At 35.7% G+C, this 19,520-nt stretch carries 24 protein-coding genes; 20 read left to right on the forward strand and 4 right to left on the reverse strand.

What is annotated here, in order from left to right; genetic code table 11:
- The 17 genes from ACTBZY_RS12215 to ACTBZY_RS12295 form a co-directional block, all read left to right on the forward strand.
- Window positions 1–202: acyl carrier protein (locus ACTBZY_RS12215; protein ID WP_463046627.1), on the forward strand; the 202-nt coding region annotated here is incomplete at its 5' end.
- A gap of 14 nt (window positions 203–216) precedes the next feature.
- Entirely contained in the window at window positions 217–1,095 is an 879-nt protein-coding gene (locus ACTBZY_RS12220) for a prohibitin family protein (protein ID WP_463025621.1), read from the forward strand.
- Between the two features lie 14 nt (window positions 1,096–1,109).
- Window positions 1,110–1,481, forward strand: a complete 372-nt coding sequence (locus ACTBZY_RS12225; RefSeq protein WP_463025622.1) for a zinc-ribbon domain-containing protein — start codon at window positions 1,110–1,112, stop codon at window positions 1,479–1,481.
- A 9-nt stretch (window positions 1,482–1,490) separates the two neighbouring features.
- Window positions 1,491–1,772 carry a hypothetical protein gene (locus ACTBZY_RS12230; protein ID WP_463025623.1) on the forward strand — a complete coding sequence of 94 codons (282 nt, stop codon included), beginning with the start codon at window positions 1,491–1,493 and terminating at the stop codon, window positions 1,770–1,772.
- 13 nt (window positions 1,773–1,785) lie between these two features.
- Window positions 1,786–2,289, forward strand: coding sequence for an AlbA family DNA-binding domain-containing protein (locus tag ACTBZY_RS12235; RefSeq protein WP_463046628.1), 504 nt, complete (start codon window positions 1,786–1,788; stop codon window positions 2,287–2,289).
- Window positions 2,290–2,358: 69 nt separating this feature from the next.
- Entirely contained in the window at window positions 2,359–2,718 is a 360-nt protein-coding gene (locus tag ACTBZY_RS12240) for a SpoIIAA family protein (RefSeq protein ID WP_463025625.1), read from the forward strand.
- Between the two features lie 50 nt (window positions 2,719–2,768).
- Window positions 2,769–3,047 (forward strand): zinc ribbon domain-containing protein, encoded by a 279-nt coding sequence (locus ACTBZY_RS12245; protein ID WP_463046629.1) that lies wholly within the window; start codon window positions 2,769–2,771, stop codon window positions 3,045–3,047.
- 6 nt (window positions 3,048–3,053) lie between these two features.
- Complete coding sequence (locus ACTBZY_RS12250) at window positions 3,054–3,596, forward strand: hypothetical protein (protein WP_463046630.1); 543 nt, start codon at window positions 3,054–3,056, stop codon at window positions 3,594–3,596.
- 15 nt (window positions 3,597–3,611) lie between these two features.
- Window positions 3,612–3,938, forward strand: coding sequence for a hypothetical protein (locus ACTBZY_RS12255; RefSeq protein ID WP_463025627.1), 327 nt, complete (start codon window positions 3,612–3,614; stop codon window positions 3,936–3,938).
- Window positions 3,939–3,996: 58 nt separating this feature from the next.
- Window positions 3,997–4,887: a bestrophin family protein gene (locus tag ACTBZY_RS12260; RefSeq protein ID WP_463025628.1), complete on the forward strand. Its 891-nt coding sequence runs from the start codon at window positions 3,997–3,999 to the stop codon at window positions 4,885–4,887.
- Between the two features lie 19 nt (window positions 4,888–4,906).
- The gene (locus ACTBZY_RS12265) at window positions 4,907–7,423 is read left to right on the forward strand and encodes a heavy metal translocating P-type ATPase (RefSeq protein WP_463025629.1); all 2,517 of its coding nucleotides are present in this window, start codon (window positions 4,907–4,909) and stop codon (window positions 7,421–7,423) included.
- A gap of 37 nt (window positions 7,424–7,460) precedes the next feature.
- Window positions 7,461–8,012 carry a DUF305 domain-containing protein gene (locus ACTBZY_RS12270; RefSeq protein ID WP_463025630.1) on the forward strand — a complete coding sequence of 184 codons (552 nt, stop codon included), beginning with the start codon at window positions 7,461–7,463 and terminating at the stop codon, window positions 8,010–8,012.
- A 31-nt stretch (window positions 8,013–8,043) separates the two neighbouring features.
- Complete coding sequence (locus tag ACTBZY_RS12275) at window positions 8,044–9,360, forward strand: APC family permease (protein WP_463025631.1); 1,317 nt, start codon at window positions 8,044–8,046, stop codon at window positions 9,358–9,360.
- Between the two features lie 17 nt (window positions 9,361–9,377).
- Entirely contained in the window at window positions 9,378–9,545 is a 168-nt protein-coding gene (locus ACTBZY_RS12280) for a hypothetical protein (RefSeq protein ID WP_463025632.1), read from the forward strand.
- Between the two features lie 55 nt (window positions 9,546–9,600).
- The gene (locus ACTBZY_RS12285; protein ID WP_463025633.1) at window positions 9,601–9,957 is read left to right on the forward strand and encodes a SpoIIAA family protein; all 357 of its coding nucleotides are present in this window, start codon (window positions 9,601–9,603) and stop codon (window positions 9,955–9,957) included.
- A complete protein-coding gene (gene nhaA / locus ACTBZY_RS12290) occupies window positions 9,942–11,273 on the forward strand; it encodes a Na+/H+ antiporter NhaA (protein WP_463025634.1) in 1,332 nt (443 codons plus the stop codon). The genes ACTBZY_RS12285 and nhaA overlap by 16 nt, the downstream gene beginning before the upstream one ends.
- A gap of 2 nt (window positions 11,274–11,275) precedes the next feature.
- The gene (locus tag ACTBZY_RS12295; protein WP_463025635.1) at window positions 11,276–12,073 is read left to right on the forward strand and encodes a cation efflux transmembrane domain-containing protein; all 798 of its coding nucleotides are present in this window, start codon (window positions 11,276–11,278) and stop codon (window positions 12,071–12,073) included.
- Window positions 12,074–12,127: 54 nt separating this feature from the next.
- Here the strand turns inward: ACTBZY_RS12295 and ACTBZY_RS12300 are convergent, their stop codons facing one another.
- The 4 genes from ACTBZY_RS12300 to ACTBZY_RS12315 form a co-directional block, all read right to left on the reverse strand.
- Window positions 12,128–14,626 (reverse strand): heavy metal translocating P-type ATPase, encoded by a 2,499-nt coding sequence (locus tag ACTBZY_RS12300; protein WP_463025636.1) that lies wholly within the window; start codon window positions 14,624–14,626, stop codon window positions 12,128–12,130.
- Between the two features lie 78 nt (window positions 14,627–14,704).
- Window positions 14,705–15,055, reverse strand: a complete 351-nt coding sequence (locus tag ACTBZY_RS12305) for a Crp/Fnr family transcriptional regulator (RefSeq protein ID WP_463046631.1) — start codon at window positions 15,053–15,055, stop codon at window positions 14,705–14,707.
- Between the two features lie 877 nt (window positions 15,056–15,932).
- Complete coding sequence (locus tag ACTBZY_RS12310; protein WP_463046632.1) at window positions 15,933–16,499, reverse strand: helix-turn-helix domain-containing protein; 567 nt, start codon at window positions 16,497–16,499, stop codon at window positions 15,933–15,935.
- 125 nt (window positions 16,500–16,624) lie between these two features.
- Window positions 16,625–17,017, reverse strand: coding sequence for an HYC_CC_PP family protein (locus tag ACTBZY_RS12315; RefSeq protein ID WP_463025641.1), 393 nt, complete (start codon window positions 17,015–17,017; stop codon window positions 16,625–16,627).
- A 442-nt stretch (window positions 17,018–17,459) separates the two neighbouring features.
- On the opposite strand from ACTBZY_RS12315, the gene ACTBZY_RS12320 reads away from it, so the two are divergent.
- The 3 genes from ACTBZY_RS12320 to ACTBZY_RS12330 all read left to right on the forward strand — a co-directional run.
- Window positions 17,460–17,606: a hypothetical protein gene (locus tag ACTBZY_RS12320; protein WP_463025642.1), complete on the forward strand. Its 147-nt coding sequence runs from the start codon at window positions 17,460–17,462 to the stop codon at window positions 17,604–17,606.
- A 202-nt stretch (window positions 17,607–17,808) separates the two neighbouring features.
- Window positions 17,809–18,162 (forward strand): hypothetical protein, encoded by a 354-nt coding sequence (locus tag ACTBZY_RS12325; protein ID WP_463025643.1) that lies wholly within the window; start codon window positions 17,809–17,811, stop codon window positions 18,160–18,162.
- Window positions 18,163–18,697: 535 nt separating this feature from the next.
- A partial coding sequence (locus tag ACTBZY_RS12330) for a hypothetical protein (RefSeq protein ID WP_463046633.1) occupies window positions 18,698–19,520 on the forward strand: 823 nt, incomplete at its 3' end.

Genomic DNA, 19,520 nt, shown 5'->3' on the forward strand with positions numbered 1-19,520 from the left:
TAAAACTCTTAGCATTAATGAGGAGGACATTAAACCCAATATCCATTTTACAAATGATTTAGGAGTTGATTCTCTCGATTTGGTTGAATTAACGATCGAATTTGAAAAGGTATTTAAGATAACCATATCGGATGAAGATGCACAAAGCCTCCAAACAATAGGTGGGGCTGAAGGCTATTTAAGAGAAAAAATTAAATTTTAACTAAAATATGTAATATGAAAAAATTGAAACTTATATCTCTTTTTGTAATAGCCATTTTGCTTGTTCAAAGCTGTGCCGTAGTGCAACCAGGAGAAGTGGGTGTTGATGTACACTTTGGGAAAGTGAAAACTAAAACTCTTGACCCTGGTCCTCATCACTTTTTTGCCATTTTCGGAAGGAAAATAGTACGCTTTGACACGCGTGTGACTAACTATTCTAACAACATAAACTTTCATACCAAAGAAGGAATTGAAGTTACTTCTGAAATCACACTACTCTATCATTTAAATGCTTTCGAAGTTGTTAGTGTGTATAAAACTTTTGGAGAAGATTATCAGGAAAAAGTTGTGGAAGATAATCTAATTAGCATTCTTCGGCAAACAGGACTTCAATACAGTGCCACAGAACTTATCACAGAAAGAGCAAACATAGAAAAAAAGGTAAAGCAAAAAATGGACTCCATTGTTGGAAAATATGGTTTTGCAATGGATTTGGTGATGCTTAAGCAAGTGGATCTTCCAGCTAATGTTATTGCAACCATTGAAGCAAAGTTAAATGCGGAAGAAACAGCCAAGAAAACAGTTATTGACAATGAAGTGAAAAGAAATGAACTCGACTTTCAATTGGAAAAAGATCTAAAGATTAAGGAATTGGAGATTAAAAAACAACGGCTCGATATTGACTTTTACATAGAAAAACAAAAAAAAGAGGCAGAACGCATGCTGATAGAAGCAGAAGCCATAAAAAAGCAGCAAGAAATTGTAAATTCTACACTTACTGATAAATTAATCGAACTAAAAAGTTTAGAAATAACAAGAGATTTAGTGAAATCAAACAATGCAAAAATCATAATTTCTGATGGTAAATCTCCTATTATATTGAATGATAAATAAAAGCTTTTATACAAATGGGACAAACAGGAAGAGGAACCATACAAGAAATGCAATTATTGGCAAAATCAAAAGGTGGGATTTGCTGGTCTAAAACCTACATCAATTCCAAAACTAACCTTTGGTGGGAGTGTATTTATGGTCATCGTTGGCAGGCTACTCCTTTTAGTGTAAAAACGAGAGGTAGTTGGTGTCCTAGTTGTGCAAGTAATCAGCCTTTAGGCATAGTTGAAATGAACCGGCTTGCAGCCACCAAAAAAGGGAAATGTTTGTCCAATAATTATGTAAATGTCAAAACCAAATTGACTTGGGAATGTCAGAAAGGACACCAATTTGAAGCAACTCCTGATAGCATACGAAAAGGACGATGGTGCAAAAAATGTAAATGATTATTTAAAATGAGTGCGGATAAAACTATAAAATCAATAAAGAAAGAGCATATTCTCAAATGGTCTTTAATTGGCATACTATCAGGTATAACAGTTATAAAACCATTTACTCTCTCCCTTTTTACATACGATGCACACAATGATAAAGGTAGTTGGTTCTCCTTATTGATTAATGAGTATAAATCAATTGTCTCAATTAGTGATTGGCATAACGTACTGATTATTGGTGTTTTCGGTTTATCTGGTGCTACCTATGCTGGTCAGTATACTCTTTATCAAAACCCTTATTAACAGAGTAAAGGAGTTGAATCACAAAAACGAAGCTTTGGCTTTAATAAATGGTGGCGAAAATAGTCATGTTGAATTCAAATCTACTTTACGATGGGACATAAGACTGGAAAAAAGAAATCCTGAAATTGAGGTTGCCGTACTTAAAACAATTGCAGCTTTTATAAATACGGATGGCGGAAATCTATTTATTGGTATTGATGATAATGGGGTAGCCTTAGGACTTGATAATGATTTCAAAACACTCAAGAAGAAAGACATTGATGGTTTTGAACAATACCTGATGCAGTTGATATCTCTAAAATTGGGCACCCATTTATGTACGGCTGTAAATGTATCTTTTTACAGATATGGAGAAAATGATGTGTGCTACATAGAAATAGACCCGGCCAAAACACCGGTCTATCTAAGTCAAGACGGGAGGTCACGGTTTTATATTAGAACCGGCAACGGAACGCGCGAACTCGATTTGCCCGAAGCCATCTTGCACTTAGGAAAAAAAAAGGCGCTTTATAATTAAGAAAAGCAAGTGTAAAGCCAATGGATATTTGCACATACAATGCACTAATAATAATATTAATTTTAAAAGATGTTACAGATTACAGACATAAAGAGCGAAAATGTGGTTACCACAAAGGCTAGCGGTAAACTCAACCAGTACGACTTTGAAAAAATACATCCGCTTATCCATAGTATTCTCGATAAGGGCTTAAAGGTTCGGTGGTATTTTGAGATGAACGATTTTCAAGGCTGGCATATAGAAGGGCTATGGAAAGATTTCACTAAAGATGTTGAACACGAAAAGGAGTATGAAAAAATAGCATTGGTCGGCGAAAAAAAGTGGCGAAAGTGGGCCACCCAATTTATGAAACCGTTTTGCAATGCCGAAATCAAATATTTTGGTCCAGACCAAAAACAGGAAGCCAAAATATGGATTGAAAGTAACTGATGATAGGGCATTGGATGATTAACTAAAGAATAACTAAAAAATAAACTGATATGGGATTTTTAAAACATTTATTTCGAGGCTTTCAAAACGGAGGCCATCATTCCCGCGGACATCATAATAAGCGCGGTTATGGCTATAGGGAAGATAGTTCAGATGCAAAGGTTATGATTCGTTGCACGGCCTGTGGTGAGAAAAATGAAGAGAGCGCAGCCTTTTGTAAAAAGTGCGGTTCACCTTTAGGCAAGTCCAAGTGTAGTAACTGTAACGAGAGTGTGCCAGTCGAGGCAAAATTTTGCCCTAATTGCGGTACTGAACGCATCAATAAATAACAACCGATGAAGTACTATATATTGATAATTCTATTTTTTGGTATTCTCAATGTGAACGCCCAAAAAATTTACAGGACCGAAGAAGGCCACGTTGAGATGATGGCAATGCTTGATAGTGTCCCCTTTAAGGCAGAAAGCCATAAATTGGCCTTATATCTTGATTATGATACCAAAATCGTGAATGGAGTACTCGACCTTAAAACGCTATCGACCAACAACCCTGAAATTAAAGCTATGCTGGCAGGGGAGGAAGACCCCTTAATGCTTCGGTTTACCGGTACGGTGCCTTCTGCTGATTTTTTGTCAAAACGGCACGACCCTATCGACTTTAATTGGCTGATAGATGTTACTTATCAAGGAAAAGCCTTTAAATCACAATTTAAAGCAACCATTACACATATTGAACAAGGTGTAAGTATGTCGTGTTTGATAAGTGCCAGAGGACAGGTTTTGGTGGCTGATACAGGCTTGGATTCCATCATAAAAGGTATCGATGATGCCATAGAAGTGCAGTTTGCACAAATGGTTTTAAAATTGGACAACCAGTAATTTAATAAAAAAAATATGGGAACTTGGAACGATATGCTATATCATAAAATATTCAATAGTACGGTAATATTGATGATAATCGTTACAGCCTCTTTGGGTATAGGAATGATGGGGTATCATTTTTTGTTGGGCTTAAGTTGGATAGATAGTTTTTTAAATGCCGCAATGATTCTTACGGGAATGGGACCATTAGACGAAGCAAATACCAATGCAGGTAAACTTTTTTCTGGGATTTATGCAATGTATTCTGGAATCGTCTTCCTTTCTGCCATTGCTATTTTCATCTATCCAATTATACAAAAAATAGGAAAGAAGTTTGAGCACCAGCATAAACAAGAATGAAAAGTATAAACGGAAATTACAAGCAAACAATTTTAAAACATAAAAATAAACAAACAAAATGCTCTTAAACAAACGGATATCCATCTGGTCCTTTCTTAAATACATTAAATATGACATTATATTTATTGTGTCTTATGCCATATCTATTGGTATTTTAGATCAATACGGTTTTTTGAGTAACATATCTGTACCAATTGCAATTACAGGGGTTTTTGGCACCGCTGTGGCTTTACTCCTTGGTTTTCGTACCAATCAAGCTTACGAGCGTTGGTGGGAAGCAAGAATTATTTGGGGAGCAATTGTAAACGATTCTAGAACACTCATAAGACAGTGCGTTTCTTTTTTTAACAGAACCCATGAAAACTATGGTCTAACGGTAAAGCAAATGACCCATCGTCAGATAATTTGGTGTTATGCCCTTGGCGAAGCATTAAGAAAATTGCCTAACTCAGATAGGATAAAGCAATATCTTGATACGAACAATATTGATGCTTTTAACCTGCCAAATGCATTACTTTCGGAACATTCTGAAACGCTATTAGCAGCAAAAGAAAACAATATGGTTAATGATTTTCAGCAAGTTCAAATAGATAGCACAATAGCTCGTTTGTGCGATTCTATGGGAAAATGTGAGCGTATAAAAAACACTATATTTCCTAAAGCCCATAGTTTGCTCATTCATACCATTATTTATGTATTTGCTACCATGCTTCCATTTGGGTTATCAGACCAATATTTGGCAGTAGAGATAGGTTTGACCATCGGTATCCCAATTATTTTTTTAGCTATTGAAAAAACATCAATTCTGATGCAAGACCCTTTCGAAAATCAACCCTTGGATACCCCAATGACAGATTTAGCAGAAACAATTGAAATTAATTTAAAGCAAATGATTGGAGAGAAGGATATTCCTTCAAAAGTAGAATCAGATAAATATTACGTTCTCTAAGAATACAAAATTTTATGATATGAAAAAAATAAAAATAAAAATACCTCTGATACTTCCCGAAGTACCTGATGAAAAAGACCAATGTGTAGAAAAGCTCATCACACAATTAAAAGGCAAAGAAGGACTTAATAAAGTACATGTAGCTGATGAAACCGACAATGGTGTACCGCAGCTCTGTTTTCACTATGATTCTGAGTTGATATCACTTGACCAGATTCAAAAACTAGCGGAGCAAACCGGAGCAAAAATTACAGAAAAGTTTGGTCATAAACTTATTGAAGTGGAAGGTATTAGGCATATACGACATGCCCGTAACATAGAGCGAAACCTACGGAGTAAAGAAGGAATTCTGGAAGCCGCTGTCTCAGGTTCCGGTATGATACGATTGGAATTTGATACCACTCAGACCAATGAGGCTGAAATACTCGAAGGCTTGCGAAAAGAAGGTTTGGACCTTTCAGATACTCAGGTTAGTGCAGAGCAGTATCTGAAACAAGACACTAAAATAAAACCTCAAAAAACTGATAAAGAGCATGATCATAAAACAGGTGAAGAAGACAATAATCATGAAGAGGGTAAAGATCACGATCACTCACATAGTGGGGTTTTTGGAAAAAATACGGAGCTTATTTTTTCCATTACCTGTGGGGTACTTCTCGGAATAGGCTTCGGGCTTTCTTATGTGGAATCCATCCCGGATTGGGTCAGTCTTACTTTGTACATAGGCGCTTACTTTTTCGGTGGTTTCTTTACTGCTAAAGAAGCGGTTCAAACTGTGGCCAAGGGCGGTTTTGAAATTGATTTTTTAATGCTTGTTGCTGCTATAGGTGCCGCCATTCTGGGAGAATGGGCAGAAGGTGCACTTTTATTGTTTTTATTCAGCTTGGGACATGCTATGGAACATTATGCAATGAACAAGGCAAGAAAAAGCATTGCTGCGCTTGCAGACCTTGCACCAAAAACAGCTTTGCTAAAAAAAGATGGCAAGACAGAAGAAGTCGGGATTGAAAAATTAAGTATAGGCGATATTATAGTGGTCAAGCCAAATAGTAAAATATCGGCTGACGGTGTCGTGGTCAATGGAAAAAGCAGCGTAAACCAAGCACCAATTACCGGAGAAAGTGTACCTGTAGACAAAATTTCCGTGGAAGATACGGGCAAGGATTATTCGGCAGACGATGATATCAAAGACGAAAATCGTGTATTCGCTGGAACTATCAACGGCAATAACACCTTGGAGATTAAGGTCATTAAAGAAGCAAAAGATTCTACGCTTTCTCGCTTGGTAAAATTGGTTAACGAGGCACAGACTCAAAAATCGCCTACACAATTGCTGACCGATAAATTCGAAAAATACTTCGTTCCATCGGTATTGATTTTGGTCGGTATTTTATTGTTTGCATTCTTAGTGATTGATGAACCTTTTAGTGAAAGTTTTTACCGTGCAATGGCGGTATTGGTCGCCGCAAGTCCCTGCGCATTGGCAATTTCAACACCAAGTGCCGTATTAAGTGGTGTTGCAAGAGCTGCAAAGGGTGGCGTACTCATAAAAGGCGGGCGACCGCTGGAAGATTTAGGAGTGATTACTGCCTTGGCTTTCGATAAAACAGGTACACTTACCGAAGGCAAGCCTAAACTTACCAAAGTAGTACCATTAGGGAATATTGAAGAAAATGAACTGTTAAAGATAGCCGTTGCTGTTGAAAACTTGAGCGACCATCCCTTGGCCAAAGCCGTGGTTCGTGACGGCAGGGAGCGTTTGGAAGGTATTGAAATTCCCGATGCATCAGATTTGGAAGCGGTTCTCGGAAAAGGGATTAAAGCATCCTTGGGAAATGACCAAATCTATGTTGGCAATCTTGACCTATATGAAGATTTGGACAGCGATAAACCATCCGAAGAAGTAACATCCAAAGTTAGAGAGTTGGAAGGTGGCGGAAATACCACGATGCTCATAAGAAGGAACAAAGAATATATCGGTATCATCGCCCTGATGGACACCCCAAGGGAAGCAGCCAAGGAAACACTGAAAAAATTAAAGGAAATCGGTATAAAGCGGATGATAATGCTAACCGGGGACAACCAAAAAGTTGCCGATGCTGTAGCCAAAGAAATTGGGCTGACCGATGCCTGGGGAAGTTTACTGCCCGAGGAGAAAGTGGAAGCAATTAAAAAATTAAAACAGGAAGAATCTAAAGTAGCGATGGTAGGTGATGGTGTGAACGATGCTCCAGCAATGGCTAACAGCACAGTGGGAATTGCCATGGGAGCAGCGGGCAGCGATGTCGCTCTTGAAACCGCAGATATTGCCCTTATGGCCGATAAATTGGAAACCCTGCCCTTTGCCATAGGCCTGAGCAGGAAGGCAAAAGCCATTATTAAGCAAAACCTTTGGGTCAGCCTTGGTATTGTTGCTCTACTTATTCCATCAACCATTATGGGTTGGGCAAGCATTGGTATTGCAGTCGTTATACACGAAGGCTCTACATTATTAGTGGTTTTTAATGCTTTAAGGCTTTTGGCTTATAAAAAGTAATAACCAAATTTAAATAAATGAATTAAAATTAAATACAATGAAAAACGAAAATAATTACTTCAAATTTTTTGGAATGATTGCAACCGCTATGGTAGCAATGTACTTTTTGATGTACACCAACTCTTATCAAATCATTGACCATTTTTGGTTTAGTGAAACAAGGCTTTTTATGACATTCATTATGGCTGGATCTATGATTATCATTATGCTGTTGTTTATGTTAAATATGTACAAAAAGCGTAGTGTCAATTTTACTGTCATTTTACTGGGTATTTTGCTAATTGCTGGAGGAATCGGATTAGTAAGAACACAAGTCACAGTTACTGGTGTTGACTACATGGAAGGAATGATCCCACATCATTCTATTGCTATTCTTACAAGTGATCGTGCACAAATTAAGGATGTACGAGTAAGAAAATTAGCCGATGAAATTATTAAAGCACAACGTAGGGAAATTATGGAAATGCAATGGTTGATAAATGATATAAGAAAAAATGGTTTGGTAGAAACAGAAGATGAAATGAAAAACAGATCGTTGCCTAAGTTTGAAGGTTCTCTTGAAAAAGAAACACGAAATCTGACAGAGTAGGAGGCTACGGCATTAACTAAACGCAAAAAGTATGACAGAACTAAAAAAATCGTTGGGAACCCTTAGACTCACTTTCTACGGTGTCGGCACCATTGTAGGGGCAGGCATCTATACCGTCATTGGCGCAGCTGCTGGCCAGGCAGGCACAGACCTTTGGTTGAGTTTTATTTTTGCTGCAATTGCAGCTGGTGTTTCTGCAATGTCGTATGCAGAATTGTCCTCTAGCTATCCTAATGCTGGTGCAGAATTTATTTTTGTGCGGAAAGCCTTTCCTAAAATTGACATTCCATCTTTTCTGACAGGTTGGACAATTGCGTTTCACAGTTCGGCCACCATCGCCGCGGTGCTACTTGCTTTTTCAGGTTATTTCAATACATTTTTTAGCGTACCCTCTCTTTTGATTAGTTATGGCATTTTAATATTGCTCTCATTGTTAAGTATTACTGGCATTAAAAAATCATCTACAGCAAATATTATAATGGTCTGCATTCAACTATTGGGGTTGTTGCTATTGATAGTGTTTGGACTTATGGAAACTGGTCCACCCAAGGCAGAGTTTTTTAAAGTAGAATCAATTTCCGGAACTTTGGCGGCTACGGCTACATTATTCTTTATATATACAGGATTTGAACATATGGCAGCTTTGGGTTCCGAGGTAAAGAATCCGGGCAAGACCATTCCCCGTGCCTTTTTATTGACGATGGTGTTTACGACCATTATCTATTTGCTCATATCATTTACGGTACTTAACATAAGCGACCCGTCAGAATTGGCAAAAGTGGATTCGCCACTTTCTCTTGCGGCATCCAATCTCAACGGTTGGTTGCCTGTTGTTTTGGCGGTTGCAGCCCTTTTTGCCACAGCCAATGCGGCCTTTAGCGGAATTATTTCCATAAGCAGGCTACTTTTTGGAATGGCAAGCGTGGGCGAACTTCCAAAATTAATGACCAAGACCAATGCGCAAAAAGTACCGTGGGTTACAACCATTTTGGTTATGGCGGCAGTTGCGGGATTTATATTGTTGGGAGATATTAAAATCGTAGCGGGAATGTCATCATTAGGTGCACTACTAGTTTTTGTCGCAGTGAATATTGCCCTTATCGTATTGCGTTTCAAAGCACCCGATAAAGGCAGGCCTTTCAAAGTACCTTTATCTATTGGAAAAGTACCGATACTGCCAATTTTAGCGATACTCATTAGCCTGTCTTTGGTAATTCAATTTGACTGGCAAGTATATGCCACGTTTGTGGGAGTCATTTTAGTGGGCATTGTATTAGATTATTTTTTGGATAAAAAACCGAAAAAGAACATAGATGCTGAAAAAGAAAAGGAATTATTTAACCATTAATAGAGTGTTTGAACTGAATGTTCGAAGATTTTAAAACAGAACTCAATGACCTAAATCCTAGAGTTCGTGAAAAAGCTTTGGAAATTACCAAAGAACTTGTCGAAAAGAAGCGAATTTCGGCAGAAGAAGCCATACAAAAAGCTATTATAAGGGCAGGAGAATGGTTTTATGATTTGGAGGGATAGAAATCACATGTACTTCCATTACACTTATGAATTTAATTAATTAAAAATTGAAATTATGATACATTTATTAGAAACAAAGAAAGAAAACCTAATCGCCGTAAAATTAGAGGATAAAATCTCGAAAAGTGATATTGAAAAGTTACATCCACTAATACATAGCATTGCCGAAAAAGGAAACAAAGTAGATTTTTACCTTGAAATGAATGACTTCCACGGCTATGATTTGCAGGGCTTTTGGGCAGATATGAAAGTAGATGCTTCGCATATTTCAGATTATGGAAAAATGGCTTTCGTGGGCAAAAAGAAATGGCAAGAATGGGTAGCCAAAACAACTAATATTTTTACAGATTCGGAAGTAAAGTATTTTAATTTAACAGATAAAGATAATGCATTAGAATGGATCAGTCAGTAAATAGCAATTCTACGCTGACATATATAAAACAAACGGCAAGTAAGTTTTTAGATAGAGAAACCTCCGGAGGCTTGTTTCTAATTGCAGCTACTGTATTTGCTTTAATAGTTGGAAATTCTGCGTGGGCTGATGCTTATCATCATTACCTCAAAGATGATTTTTTATTTGAAATTTCAAATCATTTTACTTTTAGCTTAACCATAGAAGAGTGGATTAATGATGGCTTGATGGCTATATTTTTTTTAGTAGCCGGCTTGGAATTAAAGCGAGAAATTATGGTGGGAGAGCTATCGACATTTAGGAAAGCATCTATGCCACTACTTGCTGCACTTGGAGGTATGGTTGTCCCTGCACTTATATTTGTAAGTTTTAATGCAGGTGCCGAAAGCTCAGTTGGTTGGGGTATTCCGATGGCGACCGACATAGCCTATTCATTGGGTATTATTGGGTTACTAGGTAAAAGAGTTCCCACGCAGCTCAAAATTTTTTTAGTGGCACTTGCTATTGCAGATGATTTGGGAGCTATACTAATTATTGCCTTGTTTTACAGTAATGAAATTAGTTGGATATTTCTTGCTTCAGGGCTTGGCATATTTGTGTTATTATTGTTGTGTAATCGTTTTGGTTTGAAAAGTCTAATTTGGTATATTGTGGGTGGTTTGGCTTTGTGGTATTGCTTTCTCAATTCAGGGGTTCACCCTACTATAGCTGGAGTTCTTTTCGCCATCACAATTCCCGTAAAACCTAAATTGGACAGCAAAATTCTTAAAAAGCGTACAGCCATAAATATCATAGAACTGGAGAAAACAGATATTGAGAATCGGAATCCGATGCAAGATATTAGTCAAAGAAAAATACTAAAAGCTTTGCAAGTGGATACAGAGAACTCTAGACCTCCGCTTTTAAAATTAGAGAATGCCTTAATTGATTTTAACGCCTTTTTTATTATCCCAATCTTTGCCATTGCTAACGCTGGTGTGAAATTAGATGTTAGTATTTTAGAGGTAATTTCAAGTTCACTTGGATTAGGTATATTATTAGGTTTAGCAATAGGAAAAGTAATAGGAATAAGCCTTTTTGCATTTATTGGTAAGCAGTTGGGTGTTGCTGAATTACACACATCTTTGAGGTGGGGGCATATCGTTGGCATGGGTATGATAGCAGGGATCGGTTTTACTATGTCGCTCTTTATTACCAATCTTGCTTTTGCGAACTCTGAATTAATAAAAGTTTCGAAAATCAGTATTTTAATTGCTTCTTTAATAGCTGCAATAATAGGAGTTATAATTTTGCTATTGACCAAAAAAAGAAGTTAAAAATGAAAAGATCAACGTTTAAAATATCCCAAATGGATTGCCCGTCCGAAGAACAAATGATACGGATGAAATTGTCAGAGTTAAATGGAATTCATCAACTTGAATTTGATATTCCCAATAGGAAACTGACCATAGTTAATGAAACAGATTCTAAGTTAATTCTTGATGCTTTAGAAGATTTAAAACTCAATACCACTTTAATTTCTGAAGAATCAATTAAAGATTATGTAGCTGAAAAATCAACCAATGCGAATGAGCGTAAAATGTTGTGGGCAGTTCTCATTATCAATTTCACCTTCTTTTTGATTGAATTGATCTATGGCTGGCTTTCAGATTCAATGGGGTTAATCGCTGATTCATTAGATATGCTTGCTGATTCTTTGGTTTATATTTTGAGTCTGATGGCAGTTGGTGCAGCCATAGCCAAAAAGAAAAAAGTAGCTCGTTTAAGTGGATATTTTCAAATGGCTTTAGCAGTTTTAGGTTTAGCTGAATTAATAAGAAGAGTTTTCGGAACGTCTGAAATTCCTGAGTTTCAGAACATGATTATCATTTCAATTTTAGCCCTAATCGCCAATTCTGTTTCCCTTTTCCTCATTCAAAGAGCGAAAAGCAAAGAAGCCCACATGCAAGCCTCAGCAATTTTTACCTCTAATGACATTATAATTAATAGCGGAGTTATTGTCGCAGGAGTTTTAGTTTACTTTACACAAAGTAAATACCCTGACTTAGTAATTGGTTTAATCATTTTTGGAATTGTAGTAAGGGGTGCAATTAGGATATTGAAATTGGGGAGGTAAGTGTTTCTAAAACTTTTCCAAAGAAATGCAAACTTTGGAAAAGTTTGCATTTCTTTAAATCTTCACTGACCTTAATCTCAAAGAATTTAGAATTACGGATACAGAACTAAAACTCATTGCTAAAGCAGCAATCATAGGAGACAACAATAGGCCAAATATTGGAAATAAAACTCCTGCCGCAATAGGGATTCCTAAAGTGTTGTAAGCCAATGCAAAAAATAAGTTTTGTTTGATATTTTTCATTACTCCATCACTTAAATTTCGAGCTTTTACAATTCCGTGTAAATCTCCTTTAACCAAAGTAATCATGGCACTTTCGATGGCGACATCGGTTCCCGTTCCCATCGCAATTCCTACGTCACTTTTGGCCAAAGCAGGGGCATCGTTAATTCCATCTCCTGCCATCGCAACTACTTTTCCTGCTTTTTGTAATTTCTCTACCTCTTGCAATTTATTTTCAGGTAACATGCCGGCTTTAAAATCTTCAAGGTTTAATTCCTTTGCTACTGCTTGAGCAGTATCGTGATTGTCGCCTGTTAGCATGATCACAGCAATTCCTTTTTCTTGAAGCTCCTTAATTGCTTTAGCACTCGTTTCTTTTATCTTGTCACCAATGACAACAAAACCGGCAACTTCATTACCAATAGATAAATAAGAAACGGTCTTGCCCTGCTTTTGAAATGAATTGGCTTCTTTTTCCATTTCTGAAGTCAAAGAGGCATTCGCATATTGCATCATTTTGGCATTTCCTATGCCTACTTTTTTAGAGTTAACATTTCCTTCAACTCCTTTACCTGTAACAGCGTTGAAGTTCTCTGCTTTTATTATTTCAGTGTTTTGTTCCTTGCCATATTTAACGGTAGCTTCCGCCAATGGATGTTCACTCATCGTATTCAAAGAAATGATGTACTGAAGGACTTCCTTTTCAGAATAAGTATTTCCGAACACTCCAATTTTTTCAACGGTAGGCTTTCCCTCTGTTATGGTTCCAGTTTTATCTACAATCATGGTGTCTACTTTGTCCATTTTTTCTAACGCCTCCGCATTTTTTATCAGCACGCCATTTTGCGCACCTTTACCAACGCCAACCATTATAGACATTGGGGTAGCCAAACCCAGCGCACAAGGGCAAGCAATAATAAGCACTGCAATTGCATTGACAAAAGCGTAAACATAAACTGGCTCGGGACCAAAAACTGCCCAAACAACAAAGGTTAGTATAGATACGATAACTACTACGGGTACAAAGTAACCGGATAGCGTGTCTGCTAGTTTTTGAATCGGAGCACGACTGCGGCTGGCATCATTTACCATTTGAATGATTTGAGAAAGCAGCGTGTCTGATCCTACCTTTTCGGCTTTCATCAAAAAAGATTGATTTCCATTGATTGTTCCACTATTTACTTTATCGCCCTCTCTTTTATTTACTGGCAGTGGCTCTCCCGTAATCATTGACTCATCCACGGTAGTACTTCCTTCAGTGATAACTCCATCAACTGGAATTTTGTCTCCTGGTTTAACTTTAAGAAGGTCATTTAACTTAATCTCATCAATAGAAACCTCTACTTCAACCCCATCTTTTACAACGATGGCTTTGTTCGGAGCAAGTTTTAATAATTCCTTCACAGCTGAATTGGTTTTGCTGTGAGCCCTTGCTTCCAGTAATTGGCCCAATAGTACCAGCGTAAGAATAACTGTGGCTGCTTCAAAATATACATGTACGGCACCCGATTCTGTTTTAAATTGATCGGGGAAAAAATCAGGAAATAACATTCCAAATACACTAAATATCCAGGCTGCACCTGCGCCAATACCAATTAAGGTAAACATATTTAGATTCCATGTTTTGATGCTTTTGTAGGCACGTTCAAAAAACATCCAAGTCGCATAAAATACCACAGGGATGGAAAGTCCAAATTGTATCCAATTCCAATATTTCTGTCCCAACAAGGAATAGAGTGGGTTGTTTGGAATCATTTCACTCATTGCAACTATGAATATGGGTAAGGTAAACGCAACAGCAATCCAAAACTTTCGCAACAGTTTCTTAAACGTTTTTTCTTCCGAAGAAAGGTCTGCTTCCATAGGAACTAAGTCCATGCCGCAAATGGGGCAATCTCCTGATTTGTCTTTAACTATTTCAGGATGCATGGGGCAAGTCCATTGCTCAGCGCTAGAAGCACCTATACTTTGTTCTTCCACCAAATCCATTCCACATACGGGACAGTCGCCTGGTTTGTCGTAAGTTTTTTCTCCTTCACAATGCATGGGACAGTAAAATGTTCCTGTACCGTCTCCAGTAGGTTTATTTTGTTTTTTTTTAGTTGTGGTGGGTATTTCTCCTTGTTTATGAATGCTATACCTTCCACCATCTTTCTTTAATGCTTCCTGAAATGTTTCAATGGAAATGTGTTTTGCCATTTCGATGGTCGCTTCTGATTTTGCTAAATCAACTGATGCAGAAGAAACTCCATCAACCTTAGAGAGTATTTCTTCCACATGACTTCTGCAACCGTTACAAGTCATTCCGTGTATGCTATATGTGTGTGACATGGGTGGTAATATTTTGTACAAAGTTTGTAAGATTTAGTAGAACAAGTATTATGTAATTTTGAAGAAAACTTACAAGATTTAGATTCTAATATATAGTTTACACTTCTTTAACTTCTCAATATCTAAAACCTCAAAATAGTTTCTTCCATAATTAATAATACCCTCTGCCTTTAATTTAGATAAATAAAGCGATACGGATTGTCTGGCACATTGTAAGTATTTAGAGATCTCTAAATGTGTCATGTGTAGAATAATTTTTTGAGAGTGATTTGAAGTTTGATTCCCTGTTATAATTAGCTCCAAAAGGAACAGTTTTATTCGTTCTGGGATTTCTGTTTTAGAATGAAGGATACTGTACTTTTTCTCAAAGTTGCATAAACTGTCTATAAGCTGTCCCCTAATGGTCTGGTGGAATTGAGGGTTACTCATTAGTATCTTATAGAATAATTCCTTGCTAATTTTTGAATAGGAAACTTTCGTGGCCGTTTTTGCAAATTGGTGGTTTCCATTCATTAGAATTAGTGATTCAATGCCTAGAAATAAGGGTTTCATGGTAAGTTGATGGGTGAATTCATTTGATCTTCCTAAGTTCTTCCCTAGAATTATTGTTCCTTTACTAATGAAGTATATGTGCTTTATCCGACAATCATCTTTGTACAAAAACTCTTTTGGGAGTGCACTTTCATGTGACATATCGTCCAATAGTAACTTCTTTTCAACTACTGTAAGGTGGTTAAATAAAGGATGTTCTGTAATTTTTTTATATTGATTCTGCATAAATAATAGTCTACTACTACTCAGATTGTTTTACTCTAAAATTGTGGAGGTTAAACATGTGTAGGCATAGGTATTCCATGCTTACACTTATAATTGAAAAATCAAACTTGAAGTGATTGCAGAACTACTCGTCTAAAGGAAGAAAAGAGGATTAGGTTAGGTGGTGGCCTAATTTGATGAATAAACGACTTTATTGAAAGAATAGAAGGCGACTCCACTTCAAATAAGGAGTATATTTTGACACTTGTTATGGGTAAAGTTAGATTCGAAGAAACTAGATTAACTTTTAGTCCTGATAGGAATATACTTGAATTTTCTACACAACATTTTTCTTTGTCATTGGAGTTTTTCGGCTCATCATCAGCAGTGTGATGATCAGAACTTCCATGATTATGTGCAGAATGTGGGTGTTGTATATGTGTAATTGAATGAATTATATTAATAAGTGTACAGCCAACAGAGATTAGCTGTACTCCCATAAATGAGAACAGTAGAAAAGAAACGCATACTTGTTTTCTAATTGCTAACATTACAGATTGTCAAGATTTTGAAAGTTATAATCTTTTATTTTTTTAAACTCAGAAGGGGTAATTCCAGTTTCTTTTTTGAACTGAGTAGAGAGGTAAGCGGAGCTGCTATAATTCATTTCAAAAGCTATTTCTGCTAATGATTTATCATCGTTAAAAATCAATTCTTTGATTCTCTCGATTTTTTGCTTGGTAATGTATTTTTCGATGGTGATGCCTTCTGATTCTGAAAATAAACGACTTAAATGGTTGTAGTTGTGCTTTGTTTTTTCAGCTAAATAATCAGAAAAGTTGATTTTTAATTCATTCTCACTATAATGGATTTTATGAATTATCAAACTTTTAATTTGTTTAATGATTACTGAATTTTCAGATTCAAGTAATTCAAAGCCAATTTCTTTTAATTGAGTGGCTAGGTTATTCTTTTGAACGTCAGTTATAGGATTTATAGTTTCTACCAGACCTAATTCCAATGTGGAATATGGAATGTCTAATTTTTCCAAAATTGCTTGTACCGCCGATTTACATCTAGGGCAGACCATATTTTTAATATGAATAATATTTTCCAAAATAATATACTTTGATTTAGTGGAAACGTAATTTGATTACTTTTCAAAGATGAAAAGTATACTCTTCTATAATGGTTTCATTAATAGTAGAATAGTTTGTTAAAATAGCTTCTATTGTATAGGATTTACAATAGAAATGATTGAATTAGAACGGAAATGTCACAGATATTGAGGGGAGGGATATATCTCGTAGTTTTGACTACTAGAGCTTTTTCTGTTGCTAGTAGTAATATTGGGAAATTCAGTTTTGCAATTAAAATTTCATTTTTTTTATTCTCCTTATTAGTAATATCTTGTGAAGAAACGTGCTCTTCCCCTTCAATCAAAAAGTTACGATCTGAGCAACAAGACATTTTAGCTTCGTTGCAAATTCTATCTTTTGTCATGGCGCAAGCATCAGCTTCACCAAATAATTTCACATTAATTAATTGATCACAGCAATAGTGGGCACTCAAGTTAAAACTAAGAGAACTTATTAAAATAATGAAAGACATTAAGACTGCAAATATTCTTGTCATGAATATAAAAGTATAAAATATATTTTATAATAGCTCTTATATTTGATTTTTTGCTGTGTTCAACCCATAAATACAACACATCTATTTTTTAATACTTCAATAGTGCTAAGATAAACAAACTTCCTAACCGGTCTTTTATTGAATGATCATTCTTTTTTTTGATGTAATTATCACTTATAATTGGTAATGTTCCTGATTATCTGTTTTATGCTTTTGTGGAACTATGTTGTTGAAATATAGATGAATTTTAATTGGACTATGAAATTTTTAATTGGCATAATCATACAAGAAAAGTTAAAATTAGCTCTTAAATACTTTCAAAATACGTTAAGCTGCGGTAAGTGTTTTAGATTTTCTGATGAGTTTTAAAACTAATCACTCTTTCCTGCTTTTATAATACTTTCTATAATGAATTAACAATAAACCAAATCTATTTATTTACATGAAATCAATTTTCACGAAAGAACGAGTTGCCGCCTATAATATTCATAGGAGTACAGTAGAAAACTTTCTTATCTTAATAACGATTGAAGAAGGAGGAATTGGGGTAGAGGTTAAGAATGAGTCGATTGCTAATATGGAGGCCTAAGGATCTCTAGAAATACAGAATATCTTAAAGTCGGATATAGGATTCATCGCTAAAGGAGACAATTTGCTAGATGCTAAAAAGATAATGGATTCCAATAAATTGATTCAAGATGTTTTAGTAACTGAGAATAGGAGGAAGGAAGAGCCAGTTATCAGGTGGATTTCCAACGTAATAATTGCTCATAAATCTAAACTTTAACTATATGACATTGACTCCAGAGCAAAAAGTTCACTTGTTACAAAAAATTAATGAAAAAGTGAATATTCCTCTTTTGGGAGAAGAAGCTGAGAAAAAATTCTTTTTAAGAATCATAGATCGAATCATAGAAAAGTTAGAGGAAAAACTATCCGATGACCTGCTAAATTACCTGAATGACATTTCAATGGGATTTATTTTAGGAGATAAAAAGGAAATGAAAGAAGCAATTAATTCTACGGTAATGTTTTTAAATAAAGAAATAAACCTTCCATTGTTGAATGAGAAAAAGGGAGAGGAGCTTTTTAGAATAGTTGTAGAAGTGCTATTTGTGGCGATGAAAAAAGGGGAAAAATTATAATACTAATGTAATAATGAAAAGTATCCCCAAAAAGGAATATAAAAAGTGCTAAAAGAGTACCTTGGTGATGCATTTTAAAGTGATTTATTAAATCCAACACTATGCGCTTATGCAGAGGTACAAAATTTATTAATAAAAGAAGATACCCAATTGGCTGTAACTACTGCTGATTATTTAATGGAGGTGATTTCTGAATAGTGGAAATTGCATTCAAACGGTAAATGATAAAACATAGATAGGCACATTATTATAAATAAAGTATAGCAGAACTAAGTTTAAAAAAATAGAGAATAAAAATAGACTTAACCAACGTAAAAATTTTCAAAACATGACAACCCATAATTTTTCTAACGATTTACTTTTTCAATATAAAAATGCGTCATTTCTTCCATTGGGAATGCCTTATCAAGAACTAGATGATTACTCCCGTTCTCAACTTTATAGAAAGGTAAAACACCAACATTTTGGAAAACTAGATTCAATTTGGGGAACCTTAGGCTGGCTTAAAAATAAGAAGTTTAATCTTATAGGAAATGTGACTTATTCTGAAAATGGAAACTTAAATTCAAAAGGTTCCACGCTAGAAGAAATTAAAAGTATTTGGCAGTTTAATCCGTTAGCAAATGAAGAGGGTTTTATAGTTAAAGAGCGATTCATCAATTTAGAGGAAGTTGATTTTGAATTTCATAAAGACTATTTTCAGTTTGATGATCTTCCAAAGTTGAGATTGACACTGTTTTTAAACCCAGGGGAAGGGGCATTGGTTTATTACCAACATAGCGATAAAAGTAATTATGATGAAAAAGACTCTTTCATTGAATATATATTGCCACAAAAGACAGAAAATTTCGATACAGTTCGAGATCGCTTGAATTATGAGATTCCTATTCTGCCTAAAAAGCAGATAAAATATACAGCTAAGAATATCAAGCGCAAGTTAACTGAGGGAATTGAGGAAAGAAATACCAGTTTTATTATTAAAATATTGACCTTTAAAAGAAATGAGGGCGAAGCCAGTAAGCTATTCTCAGAAGCGGCCAAAAACCTAAATCTACTTGCAAATAAGGAAAAGCAAATAGGGTTAGAGATTGCAAAGAAAAAGGGTGAAGAAGCTTTAGAAAAAGGCATATATCACTTTTTTGGGAAGGAGAAATATGATTTATTGTCTTATCAAAGAGATAAACAAGATTTTAAGTCGGTAAATTATTCTGAATTAGACCCTTCAAAAAAAACACTTTTACTCTTACACGGTACTTTTTCAAGTACTCATGGATCATTTGGGAGACTATACGATCAAGCGTTTGATAGGGCAAATTTGATTGATAAGTTAATCGACAACCATGTTTTTGATCAAATTA

The sequence above is a fragment of the Arcticibacterium sp. genome (genome assembly GCF_055134445.1).

Coding starts and splice junctions, on each gene's coding strand:
- ACTBZY_RS12250 (WP_463046630.1), top strand. CDS start 3,054: ATGAAGTACTATATATTGATAATTCTATTTTTTGGTATTCTCAATGTG.
- ACTBZY_RS12270 (WP_463025630.1), top strand. CDS start 7,461: ATGAAAAACGAAAATAATTACTTCAAATTTTTTGGAATGATTGCAACC.
- ACTBZY_RS12230 (WP_463025623.1), top strand. CDS start 1,491: ATGAGTGCGGATAAAACTATAAAATCAATAAAGAAAGAGCATATTCTC.
- ACTBZY_RS12255 (WP_463025627.1), top strand. CDS start 3,612: ATGGGAACTTGGAACGATATGCTATATCATAAAATATTCAATAGTACG.
- ACTBZY_RS12295 (WP_463025635.1), top strand. CDS start 11,276: ATGAAAAGATCAACGTTTAAAATATCCCAAATGGATTGCCCGTCCGAA.
- ACTBZY_RS12305 (WP_463046631.1), bottom strand. CDS start 15,055: ATGAGTAACCCTCAATTCCACCAGACCATTAGGGGACAGCTTATAGAC.
- ACTBZY_RS12315 (WP_463025641.1), bottom strand. CDS start 17,017: ATGACAAGAATATTTGCAGTCTTAATGTCTTTCATTATTTTAATAAGT.
- ACTBZY_RS12245 (WP_463046629.1), top strand. CDS start 2,769: ATGGGATTTTTAAAACATTTATTTCGAGGCTTTCAAAACGGAGGCCAT.
- ACTBZY_RS12275 (WP_463025631.1), top strand. CDS start 8,044: ATGACAGAACTAAAAAAATCGTTGGGAACCCTTAGACTCACTTTCTAC.
- ACTBZY_RS12220 (WP_463025621.1), top strand. CDS start 217: ATGAAAAAATTGAAACTTATATCTCTTTTTGTAATAGCCATTTTGCTT.
- ACTBZY_RS12260 (WP_463025628.1), top strand. CDS start 3,997: ATGCTCTTAAACAAACGGATATCCATCTGGTCCTTTCTTAAATACATT.
- ACTBZY_RS12320 (WP_463025642.1), top strand. CDS start 17,460: ATGAAATCAATTTTCACGAAAGAACGAGTTGCCGCCTATAATATTCAT.
- ACTBZY_RS12300 (WP_463025636.1), bottom strand. CDS start 14,626: ATGTCACACACATATAGCATACACGGAATGACTTGTAACGGTTGCAGA.
- ACTBZY_RS12240 (WP_463025625.1), top strand. CDS start 2,359: ATGTTACAGATTACAGACATAAAGAGCGAAAATGTGGTTACCACAAAG.
- ACTBZY_RS12285 (WP_463025633.1), top strand. CDS start 9,601: ATGATACATTTATTAGAAACAAAGAAAGAAAACCTAATCGCCGTAAAA.
- ACTBZY_RS12325 (WP_463025643.1), top strand. CDS start 17,809: ATGACATTGACTCCAGAGCAAAAAGTTCACTTGTTACAAAAAATTAAT.
- nhaA (WP_463025634.1), top strand. CDS start 9,942: ATGGATCAGTCAGTAAATAGCAATTCTACGCTGACATATATAAAACAA.
- ACTBZY_RS12225 (WP_463025622.1), top strand. CDS start 1,110: ATGGGACAAACAGGAAGAGGAACCATACAAGAAATGCAATTATTGGCA.
- ACTBZY_RS12265 (WP_463025629.1), top strand. CDS start 4,907: ATGAAAAAAATAAAAATAAAAATACCTCTGATACTTCCCGAAGTACCT.
- ACTBZY_RS12280 (WP_463025632.1), top strand. CDS start 9,378: ATGTTCGAAGATTTTAAAACAGAACTCAATGACCTAAATCCTAGAGTT.